The following is a 21,891-nucleotide window of genomic DNA, read 5'->3' as shown; positions in this document are numbered from 1 at the left end:
ACTAATTAAAAAGAAATGGCAGGAGGAAAATTAACCCCTAGACAGAAGATGATTAACCTAATGTATTTGGTTTTCATCGCGATGTTGGCAATGAACATGTCAAAAGAAGTTTTATCTGCTTTCGGATTAATGAACGAAAAATTCGAAGGTGCTAATGCGGCTTCTACAGAAAGTAACGCTGGCATGTTAGCTGCTTTGGATGCTAAAGCATCAGAGGCAAAAGGAGAATTTATTGGTGCTGCGGCAACTGCTCACAAAGTAGAAGCGGCTACAAAGAAATTCTATGACTTTGTTGGAACTTTAAAAGCTGAAGTTTTAACTGGAGTTGAAAAAGAAGAAAATGGAAAGTTACCTTATGAAGCAATGGATAAAGCTGATAACTTAGATAACAGCTGGTTCACTGGTGAAGGTTATTCAAAGAGAGGTAACGAAGTAGTTGCAGCAATTGAAGCTTATAAAGCTGATATTAAAGCGGCACTTGGTAACGAGAAAAAATACTCTGCTATCCTTAATGAGGTAAACAAAAAATTTGATTTATCTGATGTGGCTAATAAAGAAGGTTTAAAAGATAAATATTTAAACTATCACTTTAAAGGATTCCCTGCAATCGCTTCTTTGGCGAAGTTGACTGCTTGGCAGAATGATGCAAAAAAAGCAGAATCTGATGTAATTAGTGCGGCTTTAGGTAAAGCAGCAGTACAAACTGCTTCTTACAGTAACTATCAAGCTATTGTAGTTTTAGAAAAGAATGCTTATTTCCAAGGTGAGAATGTAAAAGGTAAAGTAGTATTAGGTCGTTATGATGAGTCTACAGTTCCTACATCTTTCCAAGGTCCTGGTAAATTAGAAAATGGTCAGGCTGTTATTTCATTAACTGCTGGTAGCGTTGGTGAGCAAACAATCAATGGTCAATTCAGTTTCTTAGAAGATGGGAAAAACATTCCATTGAAATTCGAAGGGAAGTATGTAGTTGTTCCTCGTCCAAATTCAGCAACAATCTCTGCTGATAAAATGAATGTAGTTTACCGTGGTGTGCCTAACCCTATGACTATCTCTTTCGCTGGTGTTGGTTCTGATAAAGTTAGAGCTACTGCTCCAGGAATGTCTCCTGCCGGTGGTGCTGGTAAATATGTTATCAAACCGGGACCTGGTGCTTCAGTGATGGTTAATGTTAGTGCTACATTACCTGACGGTAAAGTGGTTTCTGATAAAAAAGAATTTAGAATTAAAGGTTTACCTGCTCCAACTGGAAAAATCCGTGGTGAAGTTGCTGCTAAAGGTTCTAAATCAAACTTAGAAGTGTGTTCAATCTCTGCTGTAATGGAAGATTTCGATTTCCCAGTAACAGTTAACGTAACACAATTCAACATTAAAGTGCCTGGACAGCCTACAATCGTTGTTTCTGGTAGCAAAATGGATGGTAGAGCTAAAGCGGCTATCCAAAAAGCACAAAGAGGTGATGTAGTTGTAATTTCTGAGATCAAAGCTAGCTTCTCAGGAATCGACCAAGTTGCTAAGAGAGTATCTTCTTGTACTTATGAAGTACAATAATAAAATGTAAATTTCGTTTAATTTATTTAAACGCCTCAAATAATAAAAATTATGAATTGGAGAAATTTATTATTAGTTGTTTTTCTTGCTGGTAGTGCAACAACTGTTGCGCAATCTAACTTGTTGAACGCAAAGACGCCGGCTGAAATCGGTTTAAAGTCTGCTGCGCAGCAGTTAAAAGATAATGACAAACCTTTAGATTACGGTTATATTGATGACCGTGATATCTTAATGTCTAAGAAAGTTTGGGAAATCATTGACCTTGATGAAAGAATCAACTTCCCATTATATTACCCAATTGATACTGTAAGTATTGGTGCTGATCGTCGTTCTTTGTATGATGTCTTGGTTAAAGGAATTAAATCTGGAAAAATTACTGAAGTGTATTCAGATAGTTATTTCAGAGAAAAGAAAACTTTAAAAGATATTAATGCTTCATTGACTAAAATTGATACAACCGATGCGGGTAGAGAGGAAATGAATACTGATATTGATGCTTACCGCACAAGAACAGTTGAAGTTCCTAAATATGAAGGAACAGGTAAGAAAAAGAAAAAAGTTGGTGTTGAAACTAAAACAATCCCAGCTTCTAAATTTATCTCTCCTGAGTATATCAATAAAACTGATTTAGCTTCGATTGACGTATCTGACTATAAAATTGTTGGATTATGGTATTTCGATAAAAGACAATCGGATTTACGTTACAGAATTTTAGGAATTTGCCCTGTTATTCCAGACGTTTATACAATGGGTAAAACAGAAGAAGAAAAGGATTATATTGAATTATTCTGGGTATTTTATCCAGGTGCACGTGAAGTATTGCATGAGTGGAAAGCATTCAATGATAAAAACTCTTCAATGCCAATCTCTTATGATCATTTGTTAAACTCACGTCGTTTCAATGCGTTGACTTACAAAGAAGAAAACGTATATAACGATAGAGAGATTTCTGAATACATGAAAGATAACTCTTTGATGCAGTTAATTGAATCAGAAAGAGTTAAAGACAAGATTCGTAATTTTGAGCAAGATATGTGGAATTACTAATTGTTAATTTCTCCAATTACATAAAAAACTCTCACTTATTGTGAGAGTTTTTTATTTTTGTACCATGTTAGATTATATCATTGTTGGTTCGGGTATTGCCGGAATTTCTTTTGCAGAATTGTGTTTGCAACATCAAAAGTCTTTTCTCGTTTTTGATGATTATTCAACTTCCTCTTCAAAAATAGCAGGAGGATTGTATAATCCTGTTATATTAAAACGATTCAGTCAGGTGTGGATGGCGAAAGAACAATTGGATTTCGGATTGCCATTTTATGCGAGAATAGCTGAACGGATTAACACTGAGTTTGATTATAAAATTCCTATTTATAGAAAGTTTGCTTCTGTTGAAGAGCAGAACAATTGGTTTCAGGCAGCTGATAAACCTTCTTTAGCCCCTTTCCTATCCACTTCAATTGTGCATAAGCAGTACCAGTCGATTCGTTCTGAATTTGGCTTTGGAGAAGTCTTGTATACCGGTTATGTGGATACTTCGGTATTGTTAGACTCATACATCAAGTACTTGTCTTCGGAAGGTGTGTTTCGAAATGAATCCTTTGATCATGATGCAATTGATTTTGTAGACAACCATATTCGATATAAAGGTGTTGAAGCAAAGCATGTTGTTTTTGCTGAAGGTTTCGGTATGCAAAATAATCCTTTCTTTTCTAATTTTCCACTCGATGGAACGAAAGGTGAGTTGCTTATTATAAAAGCGCCTGATTTGAATCTTGATGTGGTCTTAAAATCAAGTATTTTTATACTGCCCATAGGTAATGATTTATTTAAAGTTGGTGCCACTTATAATTGGGAAGATAAAACCAATACACCAACGGAGGAAGGTAAGCAAGAGTTGATCGAAAATTTAAAGGAACTTATTGACTGTGACTTTGAGGTTGTAGAGCATTTTGCGGGTGTACGCCCCACAGTGAAAGACCGTAGACCTTTAGTTGGTACTCATAAAGAACATTCGTGTTTACATTTATTAAATGGACTTGGGACGCGAGGCGTTATGCTTGGTCCTTGGTTGGCGAAAGCTTTATTTGAAAATTGCGAAGAAGGGTTGCCTTTAGATCCCCAAATCGATATTCAGCGTTTTGATAAAAAGAAGAAAGCTTAGATTATTATTTTGTTGACTGTTGGGTTTTATCCTTTGTAATTCGTTTAGTAATAGTGTAAGGGAACTTTTCCAACCGATGCTGTTGGCTTTGCAATAAATGTTATTCCTTTTGCAATAGTTTATAGAGGCTTTGCAAGCTATTCTTTTGGCTTTGCAATAAGTGTTATTCCTTCTGCAATAGTTTGTAGAGGCTTTGCAAGCTATTCCGTTGGCTTTGCAATAAATGTTATTCCTTATGCAATAGATTGTTGAGGCTTTGCAAGCTATTCTGTTGGCTTTGCAATAAGTGTTATTCCTTCTGCAATAGTTTATAGAGGCTTTGCAATACTTGCTATTTACTTTTCAATAGTTGAGGGTGCAATTTATTTGTTATCCTTCCAATTTTTATCGTAGCTAATAAAGAAATTAATCCAAATATTTCGAGAGATACGCATGATAAAAGGCATTAAAATTATCAAAGTAGCGGTTATACCAATAAACGCGGTTTTTAGGTTGGTTTTCAATAGAAAAAAGAAGATCACAAAAGCAGCTACACCTAGGGCGACACCCAATGCGTAACTAACATACATCGAGCCATAGAAGAAAGAAGGTTCGATTTTGTATCTTGTTCCACAATGACTGCAAACCTCATTCATTTTGATGGTATATTCAGGATTGTATAAGTTTTTACCTTTATACATACTTTCCTCCTGGCATTTGGGACAACTTCCTGTTAAAATACTATTTAGTTTGGATCCTTTTTTTAACATTTGCAAAAAATTTATCCAAAGGTACTCAATTTCGAAATCTACCTTTGTAATCCAAGTCACAAATTATGCTAAATATTCACAATTTATCGGTTTCCTTTGGCGGAACGTATCTGTTTGAAGAAGTAACTTTTCGTTTAGGATCTGGCGACAGAGTAGGTCTTGTTGGAAAAAATGGAGCTGGAAAATCGACAATGCTAAAAATATTGGCAGGCGATGTGAAACCGGATTCTGGAAGTATTGCTACCGAGAAAGAAGTTAAAATCGGATTTCTTCGTCAGGATATTGATTTTGTTAAAGGGCGAACAGTCTTGGAAGAAGCTTATCAGGCCTTTGAGGAAATCAAAAGAGCAGAATTGAAAATGGATGACATCAACCATCAATTGGCGACAAGAATCGATTATGAAAGTGAAGCCTATTCTGAGTTGATTGAACAATTGAGTGATGTACAACATCATTATGAGATATTGGGCGGCTACAATTATGTGGGTGACACCGAAAAAATTCTTACCGGACTTGGATTTAAACGTGAAGATTTCAATAACCAGACCGATACTTTTTCGGGTGGATGGCGTATGCGTATCGAATTGGCTAAGCTATTGTTACAGTCTAACGATATCTTGCTTCTGGATGAGCCAACCAATCACTTGGATATTGAGAGTATCATTTGGTTGGAAAGTTTCTTAAAATCGTTCCCTGGCGTCGTGGTGATAGTTTCACACGACAAAATGTTTTTGGATAATGTAACGAATAGAACGATTGAAATCTCTTTGGGTAAAGCTTATGACTTCAATAAACCGTATTCACAGTATTTGGTTTTGCGTGAAGAAATACGTGAAAAGCAATTGGCTACCCAAAAGAATCAACAGAAAAAAATTGAAGAAACCGAAAAGTTAATTGAAAAATTCCGTGCGAAAGCTTCAAAAGCATCGATGGCGCAGTCCTTGATTAAAAAGTTGGACAAAGTAGAACGCATTGAAGTGGATGAGGACGATAATTCGGTGATGAGTATCACGTTTCCGGTTTCGGTTACTCCGGGAAGAGTAGTGGTAGAAGCGGAGCATGTGACCAAAGCCTATGATCAGAAAGTAATTTTGAAAGACATTTCACTTTTAGTGGAACGCGGTAGTAAAATTGCTTTCGTAGGTCAGAACGGACAAGGGAAATCTACTTTTATCAAAGCGATTGTCAATGAATTTCAATACGACGGAAGTATTAAGTTAGGACATAATGTACAGTTGGGTTATTTTGCCCAAAATCAAGCCGAATATTTAGACGGAGAGAAAACATTGCTCGATACTATGTTAGAAGCAGCAACCGATACGAATCGTTCGAAAGTACGTGATATGTTAGGAGCTTTCTTGTTTAGAGGTGATGATGTGGAGAAGAAAGTCAAAGTGTTATCCGGAGGAGAAAGAAATCGTTTGGCTTTGTGTAAACTATTGTTGCAACCGATTAACGTGTTGTTGATGGATGAGCCTACCAATCACTTGGATATTAAATCGAAAAATGTGTTGAAAGCGGCTTTGCAGAAGTTTGAAGGAACATTGCTTTTAGTGTCGCATGATCGTGACTTCTTGCAAGGTATGGCCAATACCGTGTATGAGTTCAAGGATCAGAAAATCAAAGAGTATTTGGGAGATATCAACTTCTTCTTGGAACAACGCAATGTGGATAATTTCCGCGAAGTGGAGAAGAAAGATGTTGTGGTTAAAGAAGAACCGAAACAAGCGAAAAATTTATCGTACGAAGAGCAAAAAGCACAAAAATCATTACAAAACAGATTGTCTAAAATAGAAAGTCAGATTCAACAGTTGGAAAAAGACATTCAACACGATGATAAAGAGTTGGCATCCAATTATGATAAACATGTTGAAAATGCCAGTTTTTTTGCAGCGTATGAAAAGAAAAAGTTGGAGTTGGAAAAATTGTTGGAAGATTGGGAAGCAGTTCAGTTGGAAATTGATAACTTGTAGTTCTTAAATTTAAGCTATGAAAAGAAGCGATGCGATACGAAATACCCATTTGATTATCTCTTCTTTCGTAGTGTTTCCCATTTCATTGATTTATGGTTTTGCACCGGAAGTTTTCTTTAAGCTTACCGTAAATACAGTCGATGAACAAAACATCTTGAAAGCAATAATGGGAATTTATATTGCTTTTGCTATCCTTTGGGTAATGGGTATTAGTAAGCGAAAGTTTTGGAAAATCGCAACGGTTTCCAATTTTATATTCATGTTCGGATTGGCATTTGGCAGGATTGTAAGTATGCTTTTCGACGGAATTCCATCTGCATTGCTTCTGCTTGGGGTGTTTGGAGAGTTGATTTTAGGTTTTTATGGAGTGTATATTTATCAGTACCATCAAAACAAAGAAATTACTTAAACGGGTGTCTCTGTTGCCATTCAACGCTTGGTTCTAGCCTTTTGAATATTTTGTCAATATGTTTGTTGATGAGTTTGTTGGTGTGGAATATAAATCCGGACATCAGTACCGGTTTCGCTCCGATGGAACTTTTGATTTCCAATGCCGTTCTTCCGAAAATAATTTCTTTACATCCGTTTTCGATACCGAATTTAGTCATGTGGTACAACATGTTTAAGTACAGCATTTTTTCTTTTTGGACGTGTTCATCATAACCCAGAAAATAGGTTTCCAATGTTTCGCCGTTTAAGAGAATAGTGTGAAAACCCACTAATTTACCATCCAGGAAATGTCCGCATAAGCGTAATTGTTCCTGGAGTTGTTTTTTGAATGTTGAGAAATGATTCTTAGCTAAAAAGAAGGTATTGAATGGAGCGTTTTTGGCTACATAATGATAGAGCTCGTATATGCGATCTTCGTGTGCTACAATTTCATCATAGCTCAATTCACGGGTTTCTATGCCTTCGTATTTCTTATGCGAACGTTTGAATTGGTCTCTGTATTTTTTAGAGAAGGCCGCAACGTAATCGGCTTCTGTTTTCCATTCCGGATTCAATTCAAAAACCATATTGGGTTGTACGTTAAAGTCGTACATTTTTCCGAAACCGTATCTTTTCAATTCATCCGAACAATGTTCGTAGAAATCTTTGAACGAAACTATATGGATAGTGATTTTTTTCTTTTTGAAGTAGGAGATAATGTCTTCCGAGCATTGCAATAAAACTTCGCTGATGTGTTTGAATTCCATAGGTTTGTTGAATGCATAGCCATTTTGGCCAGTAATCATGTTGTTGCCTAGGAATAAAACATGGGAAGCGAAATTTTTGAATACAAAGTTACGGATGGCGGTTTTGATGCATTTGTCTCTTTCTCCAAAGGATTCTAATTTGTGTACATTAAGATATTGGGCTAGAGCAACACCGATGAGTTCTTTTTCTTCGAAAATACCGATGTAAAAGCACTGCATGTTAGTTGGTGCCGATTCTTCCAAAACCTTTAGATATGGAGTTTGTAAAAAGGCATTGCTTTTTGCTACTTGATCCCAAGAAGCAGGCAAATCCTTAATGGCGGTATAGATGGTAAAAGATATTGAATTCAAAATCAAAAAAATCGCTCCACAAATGTAGAGCGATGTTATTATAAATAAATGTTAAGAAAAATATTATTTCCAGCCACACACAATTGCACCGATAATGGTTAAAGAAACGATCCAGAAACCTGCGTTGATTAGGATGTATTTCCATGATTTTTGTTCAAAAAGTGCGTTAATTGCTGTAATTGGCAATGCTAAAAATAAGCCAGACATAAAACCATGTAATGCTCCGTGTTTGAAAGTTCGGAATTTATCGCCATAATCAGCTAGAAATGCTGCATATGAAGGTTTAGCAATCGATGGGTCGCCACCAATCATTCCTAATGCGCCCATTTGATGCACGGTAAGTGCAGGCATTATAAACGCTATTAACAAAGAGTAAAAAATGGTTAATCCGAAGATTTTCGCCATATTTCCTTGTTGTGCTTTTTCTTCGGTCATTCCAGTTTCTTTCATCCAGGCAGTTCCGAAAACTTTAGGGTTGTACCATAGGAATCCAACTAGTAAAGTGACTAATGAAGATACTAAAACGGCATAAATGTTGAAAGGCATAGTTTTTAGTTTTTTAAAGTTAGTTACTCAAATATAAGGAAATATTTAAATAAAAAAGGCTTTCATTTACTGAAAGCCTTTGGTTATTTTTTGTTGGAAAAGGTTATGCTTCAACCATTTCTCCCGATTTTCTGTAGATGTAATTACCGTAAATATGACGTTTTGCAAAACGGTTAGGCGATTCTGCATTGATCATTTTTATGTATACATTTTTAGGAACACCAATGTATTCGTATGATACTCCGTTTAAATAGGTAACATGTAAAGTCTGTTTTTCCAAGTAGAAATCCAAGATTGTTGAACCATTGATGGTTTCTTGGTATTCCGGTAGGTTTTTTTCAAGAGTTTCAGGAGCAATACTCACTAAGAAATGGTAAGCACTAATAATGGCTTTACTTTTTTCCTCAGCAGCATGTTTTCCTTCTTCGTCGTTTACAAACTTATCAGGATGAGTTTCTTTCATACTGTTTCTGTAAATCGTTTTCAGCTCTTTTAACGTAACATTTTTGTCAACCTCAAGTAATTTTCTGTACTCAACAACTCTTTTCATAAATTTAAAATAGTAATAAGCCTGATTTAGAGGATTATTTTTTCGCGGTGCAAAAGTATAGAAATCAATTAGATAATTGCGTACTATTTTGTTTTTATATGAAAAATAGTTGTTTTTTATATGGTGTTTACTTTTAACAGTCTACTTTTCTTTCCCTTTTTTAGCGTTTTTCATTTTGTCTTTACTCATTTTTTCAGCCAAAGTCATTGCGGTAAATCCGTTTACAATTTTTCCAGATTTTGAAAGAGAATTAAAGGGGCGGATGTCTTTCGCATCGCCTCCAACCACTACATCTTCCGAAATTGTTGTTCCACTATTGATAATGATACCTTTGATTTCTTTTGCAGACAAATTTGGATAGTACGAACGAATCATTGCTGCTACTCCTGCAACATTTGGCGATGCCATCGACGTACCTTGTAAATATTGGTATTCGCTGTTGGGTGTAGTGGCATATATTTTTACGCCTGGAGCATAAACATCAACATTTAGTTTTCCATAATTAGAAAAGTTGGCAACGATTTTTTTGCCGTTTTCAAAATTTAAAGCACCTACGGTGATTACATTATCAGCAAATTCGGTTTTCTTGTCATCAGAATCATTAGGGAAATTCGGTTCTATGTCGATATCTTTCGAATCGTTACCAGCAGCATGGATGATCAATACATCTTTGCTTTCGGCATATTTGATGGCGTCGTAAACCCATTGTTTATTAGGTGAGTAGTCTTTTCCAAAACTGGCGTTGATTACTTTAGCACCATTATCTACTGCATATTTAATTGCCAAAGCAACATCTTTATCGTATTCGTCTCCATGAGGTACTGCTCGAACTGACATGATTTCTACGTTATCCGCTACGCCATCACCGCCTAAGTTATTGTTGCGCGATTGTGCTATAATTCCAGCGACGTGAGTTCCGTGTATTGCGCCTTCTTTGGTAGGTCCGTACACAATATTGTTTCCGTAGGTTTTATCGTTAATGTCGTTCGGATTGTCGCCAACCAATTTACGTGCATCGTACTCCAGATTGTAATTGAAGTTTAATTGATTGTAAACTTGTGTTTTGAATTTATTTACGTTTGTCATGAATGCCGGTCCGGCTTTGCCAATTTTTGTAAGGACTTCGATACTTTTCTTTAATTCGGCATCTTCGGTTACTATTGCTTTTACTTCATCGATAGTAAAATCTTCCTTTTTAAGATAGGTACTTATGGCTTTATTGGCATCAAAAATGGCATCCACTTGTTTTTTATTGGCCAAAAGTGTTTCCATTTTTTTGTCGTATACCGCTTTTGCCTCTTTATAAGCTTGTGAGCCATCATCGCCTTTTTTTAGAAGACGTGTTAATTCAAGGTTTTCATTTTCAATGTTTCCTAAAAAATTCCAACCGTGAATATCATCTACGTATCCGTTTTTATCATCATCAATGCCGTTACCTGGAATTTCCTTTTTATTTGTCCAGATGACAGATTTTAGATCTTCGTGGTCAATATCAACACCAGAATCTACCACACCTACAATAATTTTATTCCCTTTTTTTCCATTCAGTAATTCGCTATATACGCGATCTATACTCATTCCGGGAATACTGTCTTTTTCCAAATCCAAATGGCTCCAACGTTTTAATTGATTTTCAGTTAACTTTTGTTTTTTTGGAACATTTGGATTTGGTCCTTGAGCGAATACTGTTGTTGACAATGCTAAAGCAACATACAGACACATTAAATTTCTGTTCTTCATTTTTTCAAATTAGATTTTGTAATTGATCGATTGATTGAAACTTGATATATCAAATAAATATCTAAAGATAAGTATTCGCTTGTGTTGTATTGTTACTGTTTTAGAGTATTTTAGCAAAAAATTAACGTTTAATTTAGGTTAAGAACAGTTTTTGATAATTTTTTGTAGGACTATATCCATAGTGTTCAATTCGTCTTTAGAAATACCTTCAAGTGCTTCTTTTCTGTTTTCAAGAATGATACTTTGAACTTTCTCGATGATGTCTTTTCCTTCTTTTGTAACGGAGAGTATCGATTTTCTCCTATCATTTGCGTCAACTTTACGGTTTAAGTAATGGGACTTTACCATAAGTTCGATAATACGTGTTACTGATGCATTGTCTTTAAAAACATTCTTTGCCAGTTCTTGTTGGGTTATTTTCGGGTTTTCCAATATAGATTTAATAATAAGCCATTGATCGGTGGTGATTTTGTATCCACTTTCACGAATTTTCTTCATGGCAAACATTCTGTAGGTTTTTATCGCCTTATCTATGTTGTAAAATATAATATCGTTAAGTTTTTCCATTGTAATTTTTCCTATTTTTCAAATGTATAAAACCTGAAAATAAGATGCTTAAAAAATAAAATTATTATTTTTTTAAAATTAGCTTGTATTTGTGAATAATGGTTGTATATTTGCACTCGAAACAACGCGGGATAGAGCAGTAGGCAGCTCGTCGGGCTCATAACCCGAAGGTCACAGGTTCGAGTCCTGTTCCCGCTACTAAAACCAAATAAACCGAAAACACCAAAACAGGAGTTTTCGGTTTTTTTATTCGACAATATATGACACACAAAGCAGGTTTTGTAAACATTATCGGAAATCCTAACGTTGGTAAATCGACATTGATGAATGCCTTAGTAGGGGAACGTCTTTCGATTATCACCTCAAAAGCACAAACGACACGTCACCGAATTTTGGGGATTGTGAATGGCGATGATTTTCAGGTTTTGTTTTCAGATACGCCCGGAATTATCAAGCCGGCTTATGAATTACAAAGTTCTATGATGGATTTTGTGAAATCGGCGTTTGAAGATGCGGATGTGTTGATTTATATGGTTGAAATTGGTGAGAAAGAATTGAAAGATGAAGCCTTCTTCAACAAAATCATTCATTCCAAAATTCCTGTTTTATTGTTGTTGAATAAGATTGATAAGTCAAATCAGGAGCAATTGGAAGAACAGGTTGCACTTTGGAAAGAAAAAGTTCCGAATGCGGAAATTTTCCCAATTTCGGCGTTAGAAAATTTTAATGTGCAGACCGTTTTTGATCGTATTTTAGAATTGTTACCAGAATCTCCTGCTTTTTATCCTAAAGATGCTTTGACAGATAAGCCGGAACGTTTCTTTGTGAATGAAACCATTCGTGAGAAAATCTTATTACATTATGAAAAAGAAATTCCGTATGCAGTGGAAATAGAAACGGAAGAGTTTATCGAGGATGAAGATATTATTCGAATCCGTGCCGTTATCATGGTAGAGCGTGAAACTCAAAAAGGAATTATCATCGGTCATAAAGGATCGGCAATTAAAAGAGTAGGAATTGAAGCGCGCCAGGATTTAGAGAAATTCTTCGGTAAACAAATTCATATTGAAATGTATGTGAAAGTGAATAAGGATTGGAGAAACAATGCGTACCAATTAAAACGATTCGGATACAATCAGAAATAAAACGTACTTTTGCAAAAAAAATAACAGAAATTAAGGATGAACAATATCGTAGCCATTGTAGGAAGACCTAATGTTGGAAAGTCGACATTTTTTAATCGATTGATTCAACGTCGAGAAGCTATCGTAGATTCTGTTTCGGGGGTAACCCGTGACCGTAACTATGGTAAGAGCGAGTGGAATGGAAAAGAATTTTCAGTAATTGATACTGGTGGATATATTAAAGGTTCTGACGATATTTTCGAAGGAGAAATCCGTAAGCAGGTTGAATTGGCAATTGATGAGGCCGATGCAATCATCTTTGTAGTGGATGTAGAAGAAGGTGTTACTCCAATGGATGAAGAAGTGGCGAAGTTGCTTCGTAAAGTGACCAAACCGGTACTTCTTGCAGTGAACAAAGTAGATAATGGAAAGCGTGAACAAGATGCTATCGAATTTTATAATTTAGGATTAGGAGAATATTTTACAATTGCCGGTATGAGCGGAAGCGGTACTGGAGAATTGTTGGATAAATTAGTGGAAGTTTTGCCGGAAATGCCTGATGCAGTTGAAGAGGAAAATCCGTTGCCTCGCTTTTGTGTTGTAGGACGTCCAAATGCTGGAAAATCATCTTTCATTAATGCTTTGATTGGTGAAGATCGTTTTGTGGTAACCGATATTGCTGGTACAACTCGTGATGCTATTGATACGAAATACAATCGTTTCGGTTTTGAATTCAACTTAGTCGATACGGCGGGTATTCGTCGTAAAGCAAAGGTGAAGGAAGATTTAGAATTTTACTCGGTAATGCGTTCTGTTCGTGCTATTGAACATAGTGATGTGTGTATCTTAATGATTGATGCTACCCGCGGATTTGAAGGTCAGGATCAGAGTATTTTCTGGTTGGCTGAAAAAAACCGAAAAGGAATCGTAATCTTAGTGAACAAGTGGGACTTGGTAGAAAAAGATACTATGTCTACTAGAGATTATGAATTGAAAATCCGTAAAGAGATTGAGCCTTTTACAGATGTGCCAATTTTGTTTGTTTCGGCATTAACAAAACAACGTTTGCTGAAAGCATTAGAAACGGCAGTTAAAGTTTATGAAAATCGTAGTCAACGTATTTCAACTTCAAAATTCAATGAGCACATGTTAAATATCATCGAACATATGCCTCCGCCAGCTTTGAAAGGAAAATACATAAAGATTAAGTATTGTATGCAGTTACCAACGCCGGTTCCGCAGTTTGTGTTCTTTGCTAATTTACCTCAGTATGTTAAAGATCCGTATAAGCGATTTATAGAAAATAAAATCCGTGAAAATTGGGATTTTGAAGGCGTTCCTATGGACGTATACTTCAGACAGAAATAATAAAAAAAAGCAGCTGTATAGCTGCTTTTTCATTATAATGAAGAAAAACTGATTTGTTTATCTGCAATGGACTTAATGCTTATTTTGTCTACTTCCATTTCTATTCTGGCGCCTCCGTTGTCATTCGCTTTTGCAACCATTAAAGGGTAAAACCACAATTGCATATTATTGTATTCGGGCGTGAAATAGATTTTTTTCTGTTGCCACTCATTGAATTTTTCATTCGCTTTCTGTGTCCAAACCACTTCGCTGAATTCAGTGAAGTTAGGTAACGTATAATCAAGATTGTTGAAGGTTGTGTTTGTTGCCGTTCTTAAGGTGATGGATGATTGTAAAACCTTTTTGTTGGGTTTGCTAATGTTGGATGCTGTTTTTACCCAAAATGTAATTTCATACGTTTTGTCTTTTTCAAAAAAATAATCCACGTTGATGCCACTTCCCAAATTGGAATGTGACCACATCCATTGCTTTGTTTCTTCTTTTTTGTTGGTTTCTTTTGGATCTGAATACGTTTGTGCACATACTAATTCCCCAATTAGTAAAAGCATTGTCGTTAATAGAATTTTTTTCATTGTATTTTAGTTTGTTTGTGTTTCTAATTGTCTGATGCAAAGATGGTTTACGTAAGAAAAATAGTATCGGGGAATTAAGCGCTTTTTATTAGGGTTTTTTTCCCTTTTTTGTTCTACTTGTTTTTGGTGATATGGTTCTAATTGTTTTATTTTTAAAGAAAAAATGAATACACTGAACGGTAAAATTGTATGGATAACAGGTGCGTCCTCAGGAATAGGGGAAGGCTTGGCTTATGGATTGTCTGCTAGAAACTGCAAGTTGATTTTATCAGCCCGGAATAGTGAAGCTTTGGAGAAAGTTAAATCTGTTTGTCATAGCAGTGTTGAAATTTTACCTTTTGATTTGGCCGATTTCGATAACGCTAAACTGCATGTTGAAAAAGCTATTGCTATTTTTGAGAAAATTGACGTGCTTATTTTGAATGGCGGTGTGAGTCAACGTTCTTTAATTGTTGAAACCGACTTTAGTGTAGATAAAAAATTGATCGAAATCGATTATCTAGGAAACGTAGCTTTAGTAAAAGCTATACTTCCTCATTTTTTAGAGAATAAGTATGGTCATTTTGCGGTAGTAACCAGTTTGATGGGGAAATTTGGTTCGCCTTACCGGTCAGGCTATTGCGGGGCGAAGCATGCTTTACACGGTTTTTTTGATGTGATGCGGATGGAACATCAGAAGGATGGAGTGAATGTGACCATGATTTGTCCGGGTTTCATTCAAACCAATGTGGCTAAAAATGCTTTAACGGCTGATGGTTCAAAACAAATTACGGATGATGAGGCAACAAAAAACGGAATGCCTGTTTATGTTTTTGTCAAAAAAATGATCCATGCTATTGAAAAAGGTAAATTCGAAGCGTATATAGGAGGAAAAGAAACACTTGGTGTACTAATGAAGCGATTCTTTCCGACCTTATTGCATTATTTTGTAATTCGAAGTAAGGTGCGATAGATTAAAAAAAATGCAGATTTTTCGGGAATGAATTATCTGCATTTTTGTTTTTATAAAGTTGATTTCTACCAGTCGCCACTAGCACCACCACCACCGAAGCTTCCTCCGCCACCGAAACCACCCCAGTCGCTTCCGCCTGATGATCCGCCCCAGCTGCTTCCTCCACTTCCGCGTCCAAGACTGCTTAAGATGATGATGTCTCCTAAATCCAAGCCGCCACCATGGCCACCATTACGATTGCCTTTGTTTTTGGATATAATTATCAATACCAAAATAACGATGAAGATGAAAAAGAAGATGCCGGAAATATTTCCGCCTTTGCTTTTGGGCTCTCCTTTGTATTCACCCTTCATTACTTTGAAAATGGCCGTTGTTCCCTGATCTATTCCATTGTAATAATCCCCGTTTTTGAAATTGGGTTTGAATTCTTGTTCAATAATTCTTCGAGAAAGTGCATCGGTTAATAAATGTTCAATGCCATAACCGGTTTGAATGGTCATTTTTCGATCGTCTTTCGCAATTAAGATTACAATACCATTGTCTTTTCCTTTCTGACCAATTTGCCATTTTTGTCCCAAATCGGTTGCGTAACGAGCCACATCTTCTCCTTGGGTTGTGGGAACCATCATCACTAATACTTCAGTAGAAGTACTATCAGAATAGATTTTTAGTTTTTGGTAGAGTTGACTTTTTTGTGATTCATCCAGAGTTCGTGTACTATCAATTATCGGTGGGATAAATGAAGGCTTTTCAGGAATTTTAAGTTGTGCCTGTGCTGCAATTCCAATAAACAGAACTGCAAATAAAAGAAGCTTTTTCATTATCCTCTTGAAATTTCGTTGGGTAATTCGTTAGTGTCTCCTTCTTCAAATGGGAAATATTTTTTCAAACGTTCGCCGGCACGGTTAATTCCTGCCACTAAGCCATCTTTGTATTTGCCATCTTTGAAATTGGAAATAATCAGGTCTTTTGTACAGTCCCAAAAATCATTTTCTACAGCTTCGTTTATACCTTTGTCTCCGATGACAGCCAATGATCTACTTTGCATACAGATATAGATTAAAACGCCATTTCGCAACTCGGTATTGTCCATTTTTAACTGATGAAAAACCTCCTGAGCTCTTTCGAGAGGAGGTTTTTGGCTGTTTTCTTCTATGTGTACACGAATTTCCCCTGAAGTGTTTTTCTCGGCTAGAACAATAGCATTTACTATTTCCTGTTCTTCAGCTTTGGTTAAGAAATCTTCGGTTTTAGACATTGTACTGTTTATTTTTTGTTGTCAAAGTTGAATTCAATATCTGGTGCTTTTTCTGCGCCTTTTTCTGCCTCAAATCTTGCCATTTCACCAAATCCGAATAATTTAGCAAAAAGCACAGAAGGGAAAGTTTTGATTTTTTTGTCGTATATGTTTACTGAGTCATTGTAACGATCTCTTTCAACATTGATTCTGTTCTCGGTACCTTCTAATTGCGATTGGAGTTCTTTGAAGTTTTGAGTCGCTGTTAATTGAGGATATTGTTCAACAGTAACTAATAATTTAGATAAAGAACCTTTTAATCCGTCTTGTACTTGTTGGAATTGTGCTAATTGTTCTGGAGTTACATTGGTTGGATCTATAGTTACTGAGGTTGCTTTAGCTCGCGCCTCAATCACAGCAGTTAATGTTCCTTTTTCAAAATCGGCTGCACCTTGAACGGTTTTAACTAAGTTTCCAATTAAATCATTTCTTCTTTGGTATGCACTTTCTACTTTCGACCAAGCGGTTTTGGCATCTGCTTGAACACCTACTAATCCGTTATAAGATGAAACCGCCCAAAATAGTACTACTACTACGATACCTCCGATAATTAACCATTTTCTCATGATGTATTTAGTTTTTAAGTTTTTAATTTATGATTGTACGAAACAATTGCAAAAAAGTTACAACTCATTTTTAATATTGAGAAGTTGTGTCTTGATGGTTTCTAATTTGCGAATGATTTCAAATTTGTCCAATGTTTTCTTTTGCCCTTCTTTTAAATGTACTTTGGCACCTTCCAAAGTAAAGCCTCTTTCTTTAACTAGATGGTAAATTAATTGTAAGTTTTTAACGTCTTCCGGCGTAAACATACGATTGCCTTTGGCATTTTTTTTTGGTTTTAGTATGTCGAATTCTTTATCCCAAAAACGGATTAACGATTGATTTACGTTAAACGCTTTGGCAATTTCGCCCATACTGTAATATAATTTTTCAGGTAAATCGATGTGCATTAGTCGAAAGATTGATTTTCTTGTGTTGCCATTTTGGCAATGGCCGTATATTCAACGGCAGAAATGTCGCCGTAATAAAAATTGATGGGGTTTACTACTTTTCCACCTTTGTGAACTTCATAATGTAAATGTGGTGCCTGGCTTCGTCCTGTGCTTCCAACAAAACCAATAATATCGCCTCTTTTAACTCTTTTTCCAGGGCGACAATTGTAGCGACTTAAGTGGGCATAAACGGTTTCATATCCAAAACCATGACTTACCACAATATGATTCCCAAAACCAGAAGCGCCAGCATCGGCTCTACGAACCACACCATCGCCAGTTGCATAAACCGGTGTGCCAGTTGGTGAAGTGAAGTCCATTCCTTTGTGCATTTTACGTGCTTTGGTAAAAGGATCGCTTCGGTAGCCAAAACCAGATGCCATGTGTCTTAATTGCTCGTTTTTAACCGGTTGGATGGCTGGAATTGAAGATAAAAATTTTTGCTTGTTTTTAGCCAGTTTCAAGATGTCATCCAATGACTTGGACTGGGTAGCTAATTCTTCGGAAATAGTCTTAACCCTACTATTGGTGAAACTGATTATTTTTTCGTTATCGTAGTTGATTAATTGCTTGAATGTAGCTTTTGCATTGATGCTGTCTTTCACATTTTCATCAAAACCAGCAGAGTTAAAATATACCTTGTAGATATTGTTGTCTCTTTCCTGTATGGCAAGGATAACTTCGTCTAGTTCGTCTAATTTTTCATTTAAAAGAGCATAGTTAATTTTCATGTTTTTCAGCTGACGCGCATGAATTTTGTCTTTTGGAGTTTCAAAATAACTAGAGTTGGATGCAATGAAAAAAGATAAGAATCCGAACAACGCGGAAGCTAATAAAAACAAGGTGATAAAACCTATATTTCTGCCTTTTTTGGGTTTGATTTTTCGGTAGGCTAAATTTTCGGTATCGAAATAATATTTTACTTTCCCCATTCTTTAAAAATGTACTATTTTTGCACACATTATTACAAAGTAACGAAATATTAGTCAAAAAGATAAATTTTTTTGAAAACTGATATTTCCTTTTTTTTAATACAGAAGCAATCAATTTGTTAATTACACTATTCGTTTCTAAACGAGTAATCAGATTAAATATAACCGAATAAAGTTAAATAATGAAATCACAAGACATTCGTAGAAAGTATTTGCAATTCTTTGAAAACCGTGGTCACTTGATTGTGCCTTCGGCGCCAATTGTTTTAAAAGATGATCCGACCCTGATGTTTAATAATTCAGGTATGGCCCAATTCAAAGAATTCTTTTTAGGTAACGGAACTCCTAAAAGTCCGCGTATTGCCGATACTCAAAAATGTCTTCGTGTTTCAGGAAAACATAACGATTTAGAAGATGTAGGTTTTGATACCTATCATCATACAATGTTTGAAATGTTAGGAAACTGGTCATTTGGAGATTACTTCAAAAAGGAAGCGCTGGCTTGGGCTTGGGAATTTTTAACAGAAGAATTAAAAATCGATAAAGATCGTTTGTATGTTTCAGTTTTTGAAGGGAATCCTGCTGAGAATGTTCCGTTCGATCAGGAAGCGTTCGATATTTGGAAACAATATGTTTCTGAAGATAGAATCATACTGGGAAACAAAAAAGATAATTTCTGGGAAATGGGAGATCAAGGACCGTGTGGGCCATGTTCTGAAATTCATGTGGATATCCGTTCTGATGAAGAAAGAGCACAAGTCTCTGGTCGTGATTTAGTGAATGCTGATCATCCACAGGTAGTGGAAATCTGGAATAATGTATTCATGGAATTCAACCGTAAGGCTGATGGCTCATTGGAAAAATTACCGGCACAACACGTAGATACCGGAATGGGATTTGAACGTTTATGTATGGCAATGCAAGATGTGACTTCTAACTACGATACCGATGTGTTTACACCATTGATTGAAAAAGTGGAGCAAATTACCGGATTGAAGTATACCAGTAACGAAGTTAAAAATATTTCAGAAGAGCAAAATAAAATCAATATTGCTATTCGTGTAGTTGTAGATCACGTGCGTGCGGTAGCATTTGCTATTGCTGACGGTCAATTGCCTTCCAATACAGGAGCTGGATATGTAATCCGTCGTATTTTACGTCGTGCAATTCGCTACGGATTTACATTCTTAAATAAAAAAGAACCTTTTATTAATGAGTTGGTTGCGGTTTTAGCAGTACAGATGGGTGAGTTTTTTCCGGAAATCAAAGCACAGCAAAATTTGGTTACCAATGTGATTAAAGAAGAAGAAGCGTCGTTCCTAAGAACGTTAGATCAAGGCTTGCAATTATTGGAGAATGTTATTACAGAAACTCAAGGAAAAGAAGTTTCAGGAGCCAAAGCATTCGAATTGTATGATACTTTCGGTTTTCCTAAAGATTTAACAGCGTTAATTCTGAAAGAAAAAGGAATGACTTACAACGAAGCTGAATTTGACTCTGAATTAGAGAAACAAAAGGCACGTTCTCGCGCTGCTTCTGAAATGACAACAGACGATTGGACGGTTTTAATTGATGGGAATGTTGAAACTTTCGTTGGATATGATCAAGCTGAAAATGATGTGAAGATTACCCGTTTCCGTAAAATTGATTCTAAAAAAGACGGCGTTTTATACCAAATCGTTTTAGATAATACACCTTTCTACCCTGAAGGAGGAGGTCAAGTAGGAGATAAGGGAGTTTTGGTTTCTGCAAATGAAACGATTGAAATTATCGACACGAAAAAAGAAAATAACTTAATCTTGCATTTTGCAAAGCGTTTGCCTGAAAATGTGAATGCTAGTTTTACAGCTAAAGTAAATACGGATTTATTGAATGCAACTTCTAAAAACCACTCGGCTACGCATTTAATGCATTTGGCGTTGAGAACGATTTTAGGAACACACGTAGAACAAAAAGGTTCACTGGTAAATACTAATTATTTACGTTTCGATTTCTCTCATTTTTCTAAAGTTACTGATGAAGAATTACGTCAGGTTGAAGCTTTTGTAAATGAAAGAATTGCTCAACAAATTCCTTTAATTGAAAGAAGAAATATTCCAATTCAACAAGCTTTAGACGAAGGTGCAATGGCGTTGTTTGGTGAAAAATATGGTGATACAGTTCGAGCGATTAAATTTGGCGATAGTATGGAATTATGTGGAGGAATTCATGTGAAAAACACTGCGGATATATGGCAATTCAAAATTGTTTCTGAAGGTGCTGTTGCAGCTGGAATTCGAAGAATAGAAGCTATTACTGGTGATGCTGTAAAAGATTTTTATTCGAATCAAGAAAATTTAATTGCTGAGGTTAAAGAAATTTTGAAAAATCCACAAGATGTAATCAAGTCTGTTGTTTCATTACAAGAGGATAATGCGAAGTTGAAGAAACAAGTAGAGCAATTGTTAAAAGAAAAAGCGAAAAACCTAAAAGGGGAATTGGCTTCTCAAATACAAAATGTAAACGGAGTTGATTTCTTAGCCGTACAAGTTGACCTAGATGCTAACGGTGCTAAAGATTTGGCGTATGAATTAGGTAATAACAAAAATAATTTATTTGCTGTTTTAGCTACGGTAACCGAAGATAAACCAATGTTAACGTGCTATGTTTCGAAAGAATTAGTAGATTCGAAAGGCTTGAACGCTGGTCAAGTAGTACGTGAATTGGGAAAATACATCCAAGGTGGTGGTGGTGGTCAGCCTTTCTTTGCTACGGCAGGAGGGAAGAACCCGGCAGGTGTGAAAGAAGCATTGGAAAAGGCAGTTGAGTTTGTGAAATAATTAAATTTATTACAATTTCGATAAAGAGTAAAAACCTCTAAGTAATTATAGCTTAGAGGTTTTTTGTTGGTTTTTACTTAGTACAGCAGTTGCTTCAATTTCAATCAACCAATCCCGGTTACCTAAAACAGTAACTCCGACTAGGGTGCTTGCCGGATAGTTTTTGTCACCTAAAAAGGAAGCTCGAACTTTTCTAAAAATGGGTAAGTCAATTTCAGGGTTGAAATTTACAATATAAGTAGTCATTTTAACCACGTCTTTAAAAGTAGCATTGCATTGATGTAATAGCTTTTCTAAGTTTTGAAATGTAGCTATACTTTGTGCTTCTAAATTTGTTCCCTCACCAATTTGCCCTGAAATATGAAGCGTTATTGTTTCATTGGTTTCGATGGAAACTACTTGAGAAAATCCAGCGTTGGGTTCAATATATTCTTTTTTAAACATC

At 35.9% G+C, this 21,891-nt stretch carries 22 protein-coding genes and 1 tRNA gene; 10 read left to right on the top strand and 13 right to left on the bottom strand.

All coding sequences use genetic code 11. The features are described 5' to 3' along the window. The first annotated feature begins 15 nt into the window (after positions 1-15). From gldM to ACFO7M_RS11560, 3 genes are all read left to right on the top strand, one after another. Positions 16-1,551, top strand: coding sequence for a gliding motility protein GldM (gene gldM, locus ACFO7M_RS11570; protein ID WP_379735773.1), 1,536 nt, complete (start codon positions 16-18; stop codon positions 1,549-1,551). Positions 1,552-1,602: 51 nt separating this feature from the next. Then, on the top strand, positions 1,603-2,598 hold the full coding sequence (gene gldN, locus ACFO7M_RS11565; RefSeq protein ID WP_379735771.1) for a gliding motility protein GldN: 996 nt from the start codon (positions 1,603-1,605) through the stop codon (positions 2,596-2,598). A gap of 64 nt (positions 2,599-2,662) precedes the next feature. Continuing rightward, complete coding sequence (locus ACFO7M_RS11560) at positions 2,663-3,715, top strand: NAD(P)/FAD-dependent oxidoreductase (protein WP_379735769.1); 1,053 nt, start codon at positions 2,663-2,665, stop codon at positions 3,713-3,715. A 362-nt stretch (positions 3,716-4,077) separates the two neighbouring features. Here ACFO7M_RS11560 and ACFO7M_RS11555 read toward each other — a convergent pair whose 3' ends face one another. Next, positions 4,078-4,464 carry a DUF983 domain-containing protein gene (locus ACFO7M_RS11555; protein WP_379735768.1) on the bottom strand — a complete coding sequence of 129 codons (387 nt, stop codon included), beginning with the start codon at positions 4,462-4,464 and terminating at the stop codon, positions 4,078-4,080. 65 nt (positions 4,465-4,529) lie between these two features. Between ACFO7M_RS11555 and ACFO7M_RS11550 the strand changes: the two genes are divergently transcribed. Continuing rightward, positions 4,530-6,437, top strand: a complete 1,908-nt coding sequence (locus ACFO7M_RS11550; RefSeq protein ID WP_379735767.1) for an ABC-F family ATP-binding cassette domain-containing protein — start codon at positions 4,530-4,532, stop codon at positions 6,435-6,437. A 16-nt stretch (positions 6,438-6,453) separates the two neighbouring features. After that, the gene (locus ACFO7M_RS11545; protein ID WP_379716208.1) at positions 6,454-6,846 is read left to right on the top strand and encodes a DUF4345 domain-containing protein; all 393 of its coding nucleotides are present in this window, start codon (positions 6,454-6,456) and stop codon (positions 6,844-6,846) included. On the opposite strand, the gene ACFO7M_RS11540 is transcribed toward ACFO7M_RS11545, so the two are convergent. The 5 genes from ACFO7M_RS11540 to ACFO7M_RS11520 all read right to left on the bottom strand — a co-directional run bounded on the left by ACFO7M_RS11540 (position 6,839) and on the right by ACFO7M_RS11520 (position 11,387). Further along, positions 6,839-7,984: a GNAT family N-acetyltransferase gene (locus ACFO7M_RS11540; RefSeq protein ID WP_379735765.1), complete on the bottom strand. Its 1,146-nt coding sequence runs from the start codon at positions 7,982-7,984 to the stop codon at positions 6,839-6,841. The genes ACFO7M_RS11545 and ACFO7M_RS11540 overlap by 8 nt on opposite strands. A gap of 63 nt (positions 7,985-8,047) precedes the next feature. Next, complete coding sequence (locus ACFO7M_RS11535) at positions 8,048-8,530, bottom strand: DUF1761 domain-containing protein (protein WP_379716202.1); 483 nt, start codon at positions 8,528-8,530, stop codon at positions 8,048-8,050. Positions 8,531-8,633: 103 nt separating this feature from the next. Then, positions 8,634-9,080, bottom strand: a complete 447-nt coding sequence (locus ACFO7M_RS11530; RefSeq protein WP_379716199.1) for a KTSC domain-containing protein — start codon at positions 9,078-9,080, stop codon at positions 8,634-8,636. Between the two features lie 141 nt (positions 9,081-9,221). Then, a complete protein-coding gene (locus tag ACFO7M_RS11525) occupies positions 9,222-10,820 on the bottom strand; it encodes a S8 family peptidase (protein ID WP_379735763.1) in 1,599 nt (532 codons plus the stop codon). Positions 10,821-10,958: 138 nt separating this feature from the next. Next, positions 10,959-11,387: a MarR family winged helix-turn-helix transcriptional regulator gene (locus tag ACFO7M_RS11520; protein ID WP_379735762.1), complete on the bottom strand. Its 429-nt coding sequence runs from the start codon at positions 11,385-11,387 to the stop codon at positions 10,959-10,961. Between the two features lie 125 nt (positions 11,388-11,512). On the opposite strand from ACFO7M_RS11520, the gene ACFO7M_RS11515 reads away from it, so the two are divergent. From ACFO7M_RS11515 to der, 3 genes are all read left to right on the top strand, one after another. After that, a tRNA-Met gene (locus ACFO7M_RS11515) sits at positions 11,513-11,585 on the top strand. A 62-nt stretch (positions 11,586-11,647) separates the two neighbouring features. Beyond that, entirely contained in the window at positions 11,648-12,532 is an 885-nt protein-coding gene (era, locus tag ACFO7M_RS11510; RefSeq protein ID WP_379716190.1) for a GTPase Era, read from the top strand. 36 nt (positions 12,533-12,568) lie between these two features. Beyond that, the gene (der, locus tag ACFO7M_RS11505) at positions 12,569-13,879 is read left to right on the top strand and encodes a ribosome biogenesis GTPase Der (RefSeq protein ID WP_379716187.1); all 1,311 of its coding nucleotides are present in this window, start codon (positions 12,569-12,571) and stop codon (positions 13,877-13,879) included. Between the two features lie 32 nt (positions 13,880-13,911). Here the strand turns inward: der and ACFO7M_RS11500 are convergent, their stop codons facing one another. Next, entirely contained in the window at positions 13,912-14,451 is a 540-nt protein-coding gene (locus ACFO7M_RS11500; protein ID WP_379735760.1) for a hypothetical protein, read from the bottom strand. 163 nt (positions 14,452-14,614) lie between these two features. Between ACFO7M_RS11500 and ACFO7M_RS11495 the strand changes: the two genes are divergently transcribed. Then, on the top strand, positions 14,615-15,403 hold the full coding sequence (locus tag ACFO7M_RS11495; protein WP_379735758.1) for an SDR family NAD(P)-dependent oxidoreductase: 789 nt from the start codon (positions 14,615-14,617) through the stop codon (positions 15,401-15,403). Between the two features lie 65 nt (positions 15,404-15,468). Here ACFO7M_RS11495 and ACFO7M_RS11490 read toward each other — a convergent pair whose 3' ends face one another. Genes ACFO7M_RS11490 through ACFO7M_RS11470 form a run of 5 tightly spaced genes read right to left on the bottom strand, consistent with a single transcriptional unit; the run spans position 15,469 to position 18,627 of the window. After that, positions 15,469-16,224 carry a TPM domain-containing protein gene (locus tag ACFO7M_RS11490; protein ID WP_379735756.1) on the bottom strand — a complete coding sequence of 252 codons (756 nt, stop codon included), beginning with the start codon at positions 16,222-16,224 and terminating at the stop codon, positions 15,469-15,471. Continuing rightward, complete coding sequence (locus ACFO7M_RS11485; protein ID WP_379735754.1) at positions 16,224-16,661, bottom strand: TPM domain-containing protein; 438 nt, start codon at positions 16,659-16,661, stop codon at positions 16,224-16,226. Before ACFO7M_RS11485 ends, ACFO7M_RS11490 begins: the two co-directional genes overlap by 1 nt. 8 nt (positions 16,662-16,669) lie before the next feature. Further along, complete coding sequence (locus tag ACFO7M_RS11480) at positions 16,670-17,266, bottom strand: LemA family protein (RefSeq protein WP_379716172.1); 597 nt, start codon at positions 17,264-17,266, stop codon at positions 16,670-16,672. Between the two features lie 57 nt (positions 17,267-17,323). Beyond that, complete coding sequence (locus ACFO7M_RS11475; RefSeq protein WP_379716169.1) at positions 17,324-17,653, bottom strand: MerR family transcriptional regulator; 330 nt, start codon at positions 17,651-17,653, stop codon at positions 17,324-17,326. Continuing rightward, positions 17,653-18,627, bottom strand: coding sequence for a M23 family metallopeptidase (locus ACFO7M_RS11470; protein WP_379716166.1), 975 nt, complete (start codon positions 18,625-18,627; stop codon positions 17,653-17,655). The genes ACFO7M_RS11475 and ACFO7M_RS11470 overlap by 1 nt, the downstream gene beginning before the upstream one ends. A gap of 182 nt (positions 18,628-18,809) precedes the next feature. Between ACFO7M_RS11470 and alaS the strand changes: the two genes are divergently transcribed. Next, a complete protein-coding gene (alaS, locus tag ACFO7M_RS11465) occupies positions 18,810-21,446 on the top strand; it encodes an alanine--tRNA ligase (protein ID WP_379716163.1) in 2,637 nt (878 codons plus the stop codon). Between the two features lie 45 nt (positions 21,447-21,491). Here the strand turns inward: alaS and ACFO7M_RS11460 are convergent, their stop codons facing one another. Continuing rightward, complete coding sequence (locus tag ACFO7M_RS11460; protein ID WP_379735752.1) at positions 21,492-21,890, bottom strand: RidA family protein; 399 nt, start codon at positions 21,888-21,890, stop codon at positions 21,492-21,494. Position 21,891 lies beyond the last annotated feature (1 nt).

The sequence above is a fragment of the Flavobacterium sp. GCM10023249 genome (genome assembly GCF_042653365.1).
GTDB lineage: Bacteria > Bacteroidota > Bacteroidia > Flavobacteriales > Flavobacteriaceae > Flavobacterium.
Note: the sequence above shows the minus strand (reverse complement) of the source record. Positions and strands in the feature narration are given on the sequence as shown.

Excerpts from the sequence above, each read along its gene's own strand:
- gldM (WP_379735773.1), top strand. The coding sequence starts at position 16 with ATGGCAGGAGGAAAATTAACCCCTAGACAGAAGATGATTAACCTAATG.
- gldN (WP_379735771.1), top strand. The coding sequence starts at position 1,603 with ATGAATTGGAGAAATTTATTATTAGTTGTTTTTCTTGCTGGTAGTGCA.
- ACFO7M_RS11560 (WP_379735769.1), top strand. The coding sequence starts at position 2,663 with ATGTTAGATTATATCATTGTTGGTTCGGGTATTGCCGGAATTTCTTTT.
- ACFO7M_RS11555 (WP_379735768.1), bottom strand. The coding sequence starts at position 4,464 with ATGTTAAAAAAAGGATCCAAACTAAATAGTATTTTAACAGGAAGTTGT.
- ACFO7M_RS11550 (WP_379735767.1), top strand. The coding sequence starts at position 4,530 with ATGCTAAATATTCACAATTTATCGGTTTCCTTTGGCGGAACGTATCTG.
- ACFO7M_RS11545 (WP_379716208.1), top strand. The coding sequence starts at position 6,454 with ATGAAAAGAAGCGATGCGATACGAAATACCCATTTGATTATCTCTTCT.
- ACFO7M_RS11535 (WP_379716202.1), bottom strand. The coding sequence starts at position 8,530 with ATGCCTTTCAACATTTATGCCGTTTTAGTATCTTCATTAGTCACTTTA.
- ACFO7M_RS11530 (WP_379716199.1), bottom strand. The coding sequence starts at position 9,080 with ATGAAAAGAGTTGTTGAGTACAGAAAATTACTTGAGGTTGACAAAAAT.
- ACFO7M_RS11525 (WP_379735763.1), bottom strand. The coding sequence starts at position 10,820 with ATGAAGAACAGAAATTTAATGTGTCTGTATGTTGCTTTAGCATTGTCA.
- ACFO7M_RS11520 (WP_379735762.1), bottom strand. The coding sequence starts at position 11,387 with ATGGAAAAACTTAACGATATTATATTTTACAACATAGATAAGGCGATA.
- era (WP_379716190.1), top strand. The coding sequence starts at position 11,648 with ATGACACACAAAGCAGGTTTTGTAAACATTATCGGAAATCCTAACGTT.
- der (WP_379716187.1), top strand. The coding sequence starts at position 12,569 with ATGAACAATATCGTAGCCATTGTAGGAAGACCTAATGTTGGAAAGTCG.
- ACFO7M_RS11500 (WP_379735760.1), bottom strand. The coding sequence starts at position 14,451 with ATGAAAAAAATTCTATTAACGACAATGCTTTTACTAATTGGGGAATTA.
- ACFO7M_RS11495 (WP_379735758.1), top strand. The coding sequence starts at position 14,615 with ATGAATACACTGAACGGTAAAATTGTATGGATAACAGGTGCGTCCTCA.
- ACFO7M_RS11490 (WP_379735756.1), bottom strand. The coding sequence starts at position 16,224 with ATGAAAAAGCTTCTTTTATTTGCAGTTCTGTTTATTGGAATTGCAGCA.
- ACFO7M_RS11485 (WP_379735754.1), bottom strand. The coding sequence starts at position 16,661 with ATGTCTAAAACCGAAGATTTCTTAACCAAAGCTGAAGAACAGGAAATA.
- ACFO7M_RS11480 (WP_379716172.1), bottom strand. The coding sequence starts at position 17,266 with ATGAGAAAATGGTTAATTATCGGAGGTATCGTAGTAGTAGTACTATTT.
- ACFO7M_RS11475 (WP_379716169.1), bottom strand. The coding sequence starts at position 17,653 with ATGCACATCGATTTACCTGAAAAATTATATTACAGTATGGGCGAAATT.
- ACFO7M_RS11470 (WP_379716166.1), bottom strand. The coding sequence starts at position 18,627 with ATGGGGAAAGTAAAATATTATTTCGATACCGAAAATTTAGCCTACCGA.
- alaS (WP_379716163.1), top strand. The coding sequence starts at position 18,810 with ATGAAATCACAAGACATTCGTAGAAAGTATTTGCAATTCTTTGAAAAC.
- ACFO7M_RS11460 (WP_379735752.1), bottom strand. The coding sequence starts at position 21,890 with ATGTTTAAAAAAGAATATATTGAACCCAACGCTGGATTTTCTCAAGTA.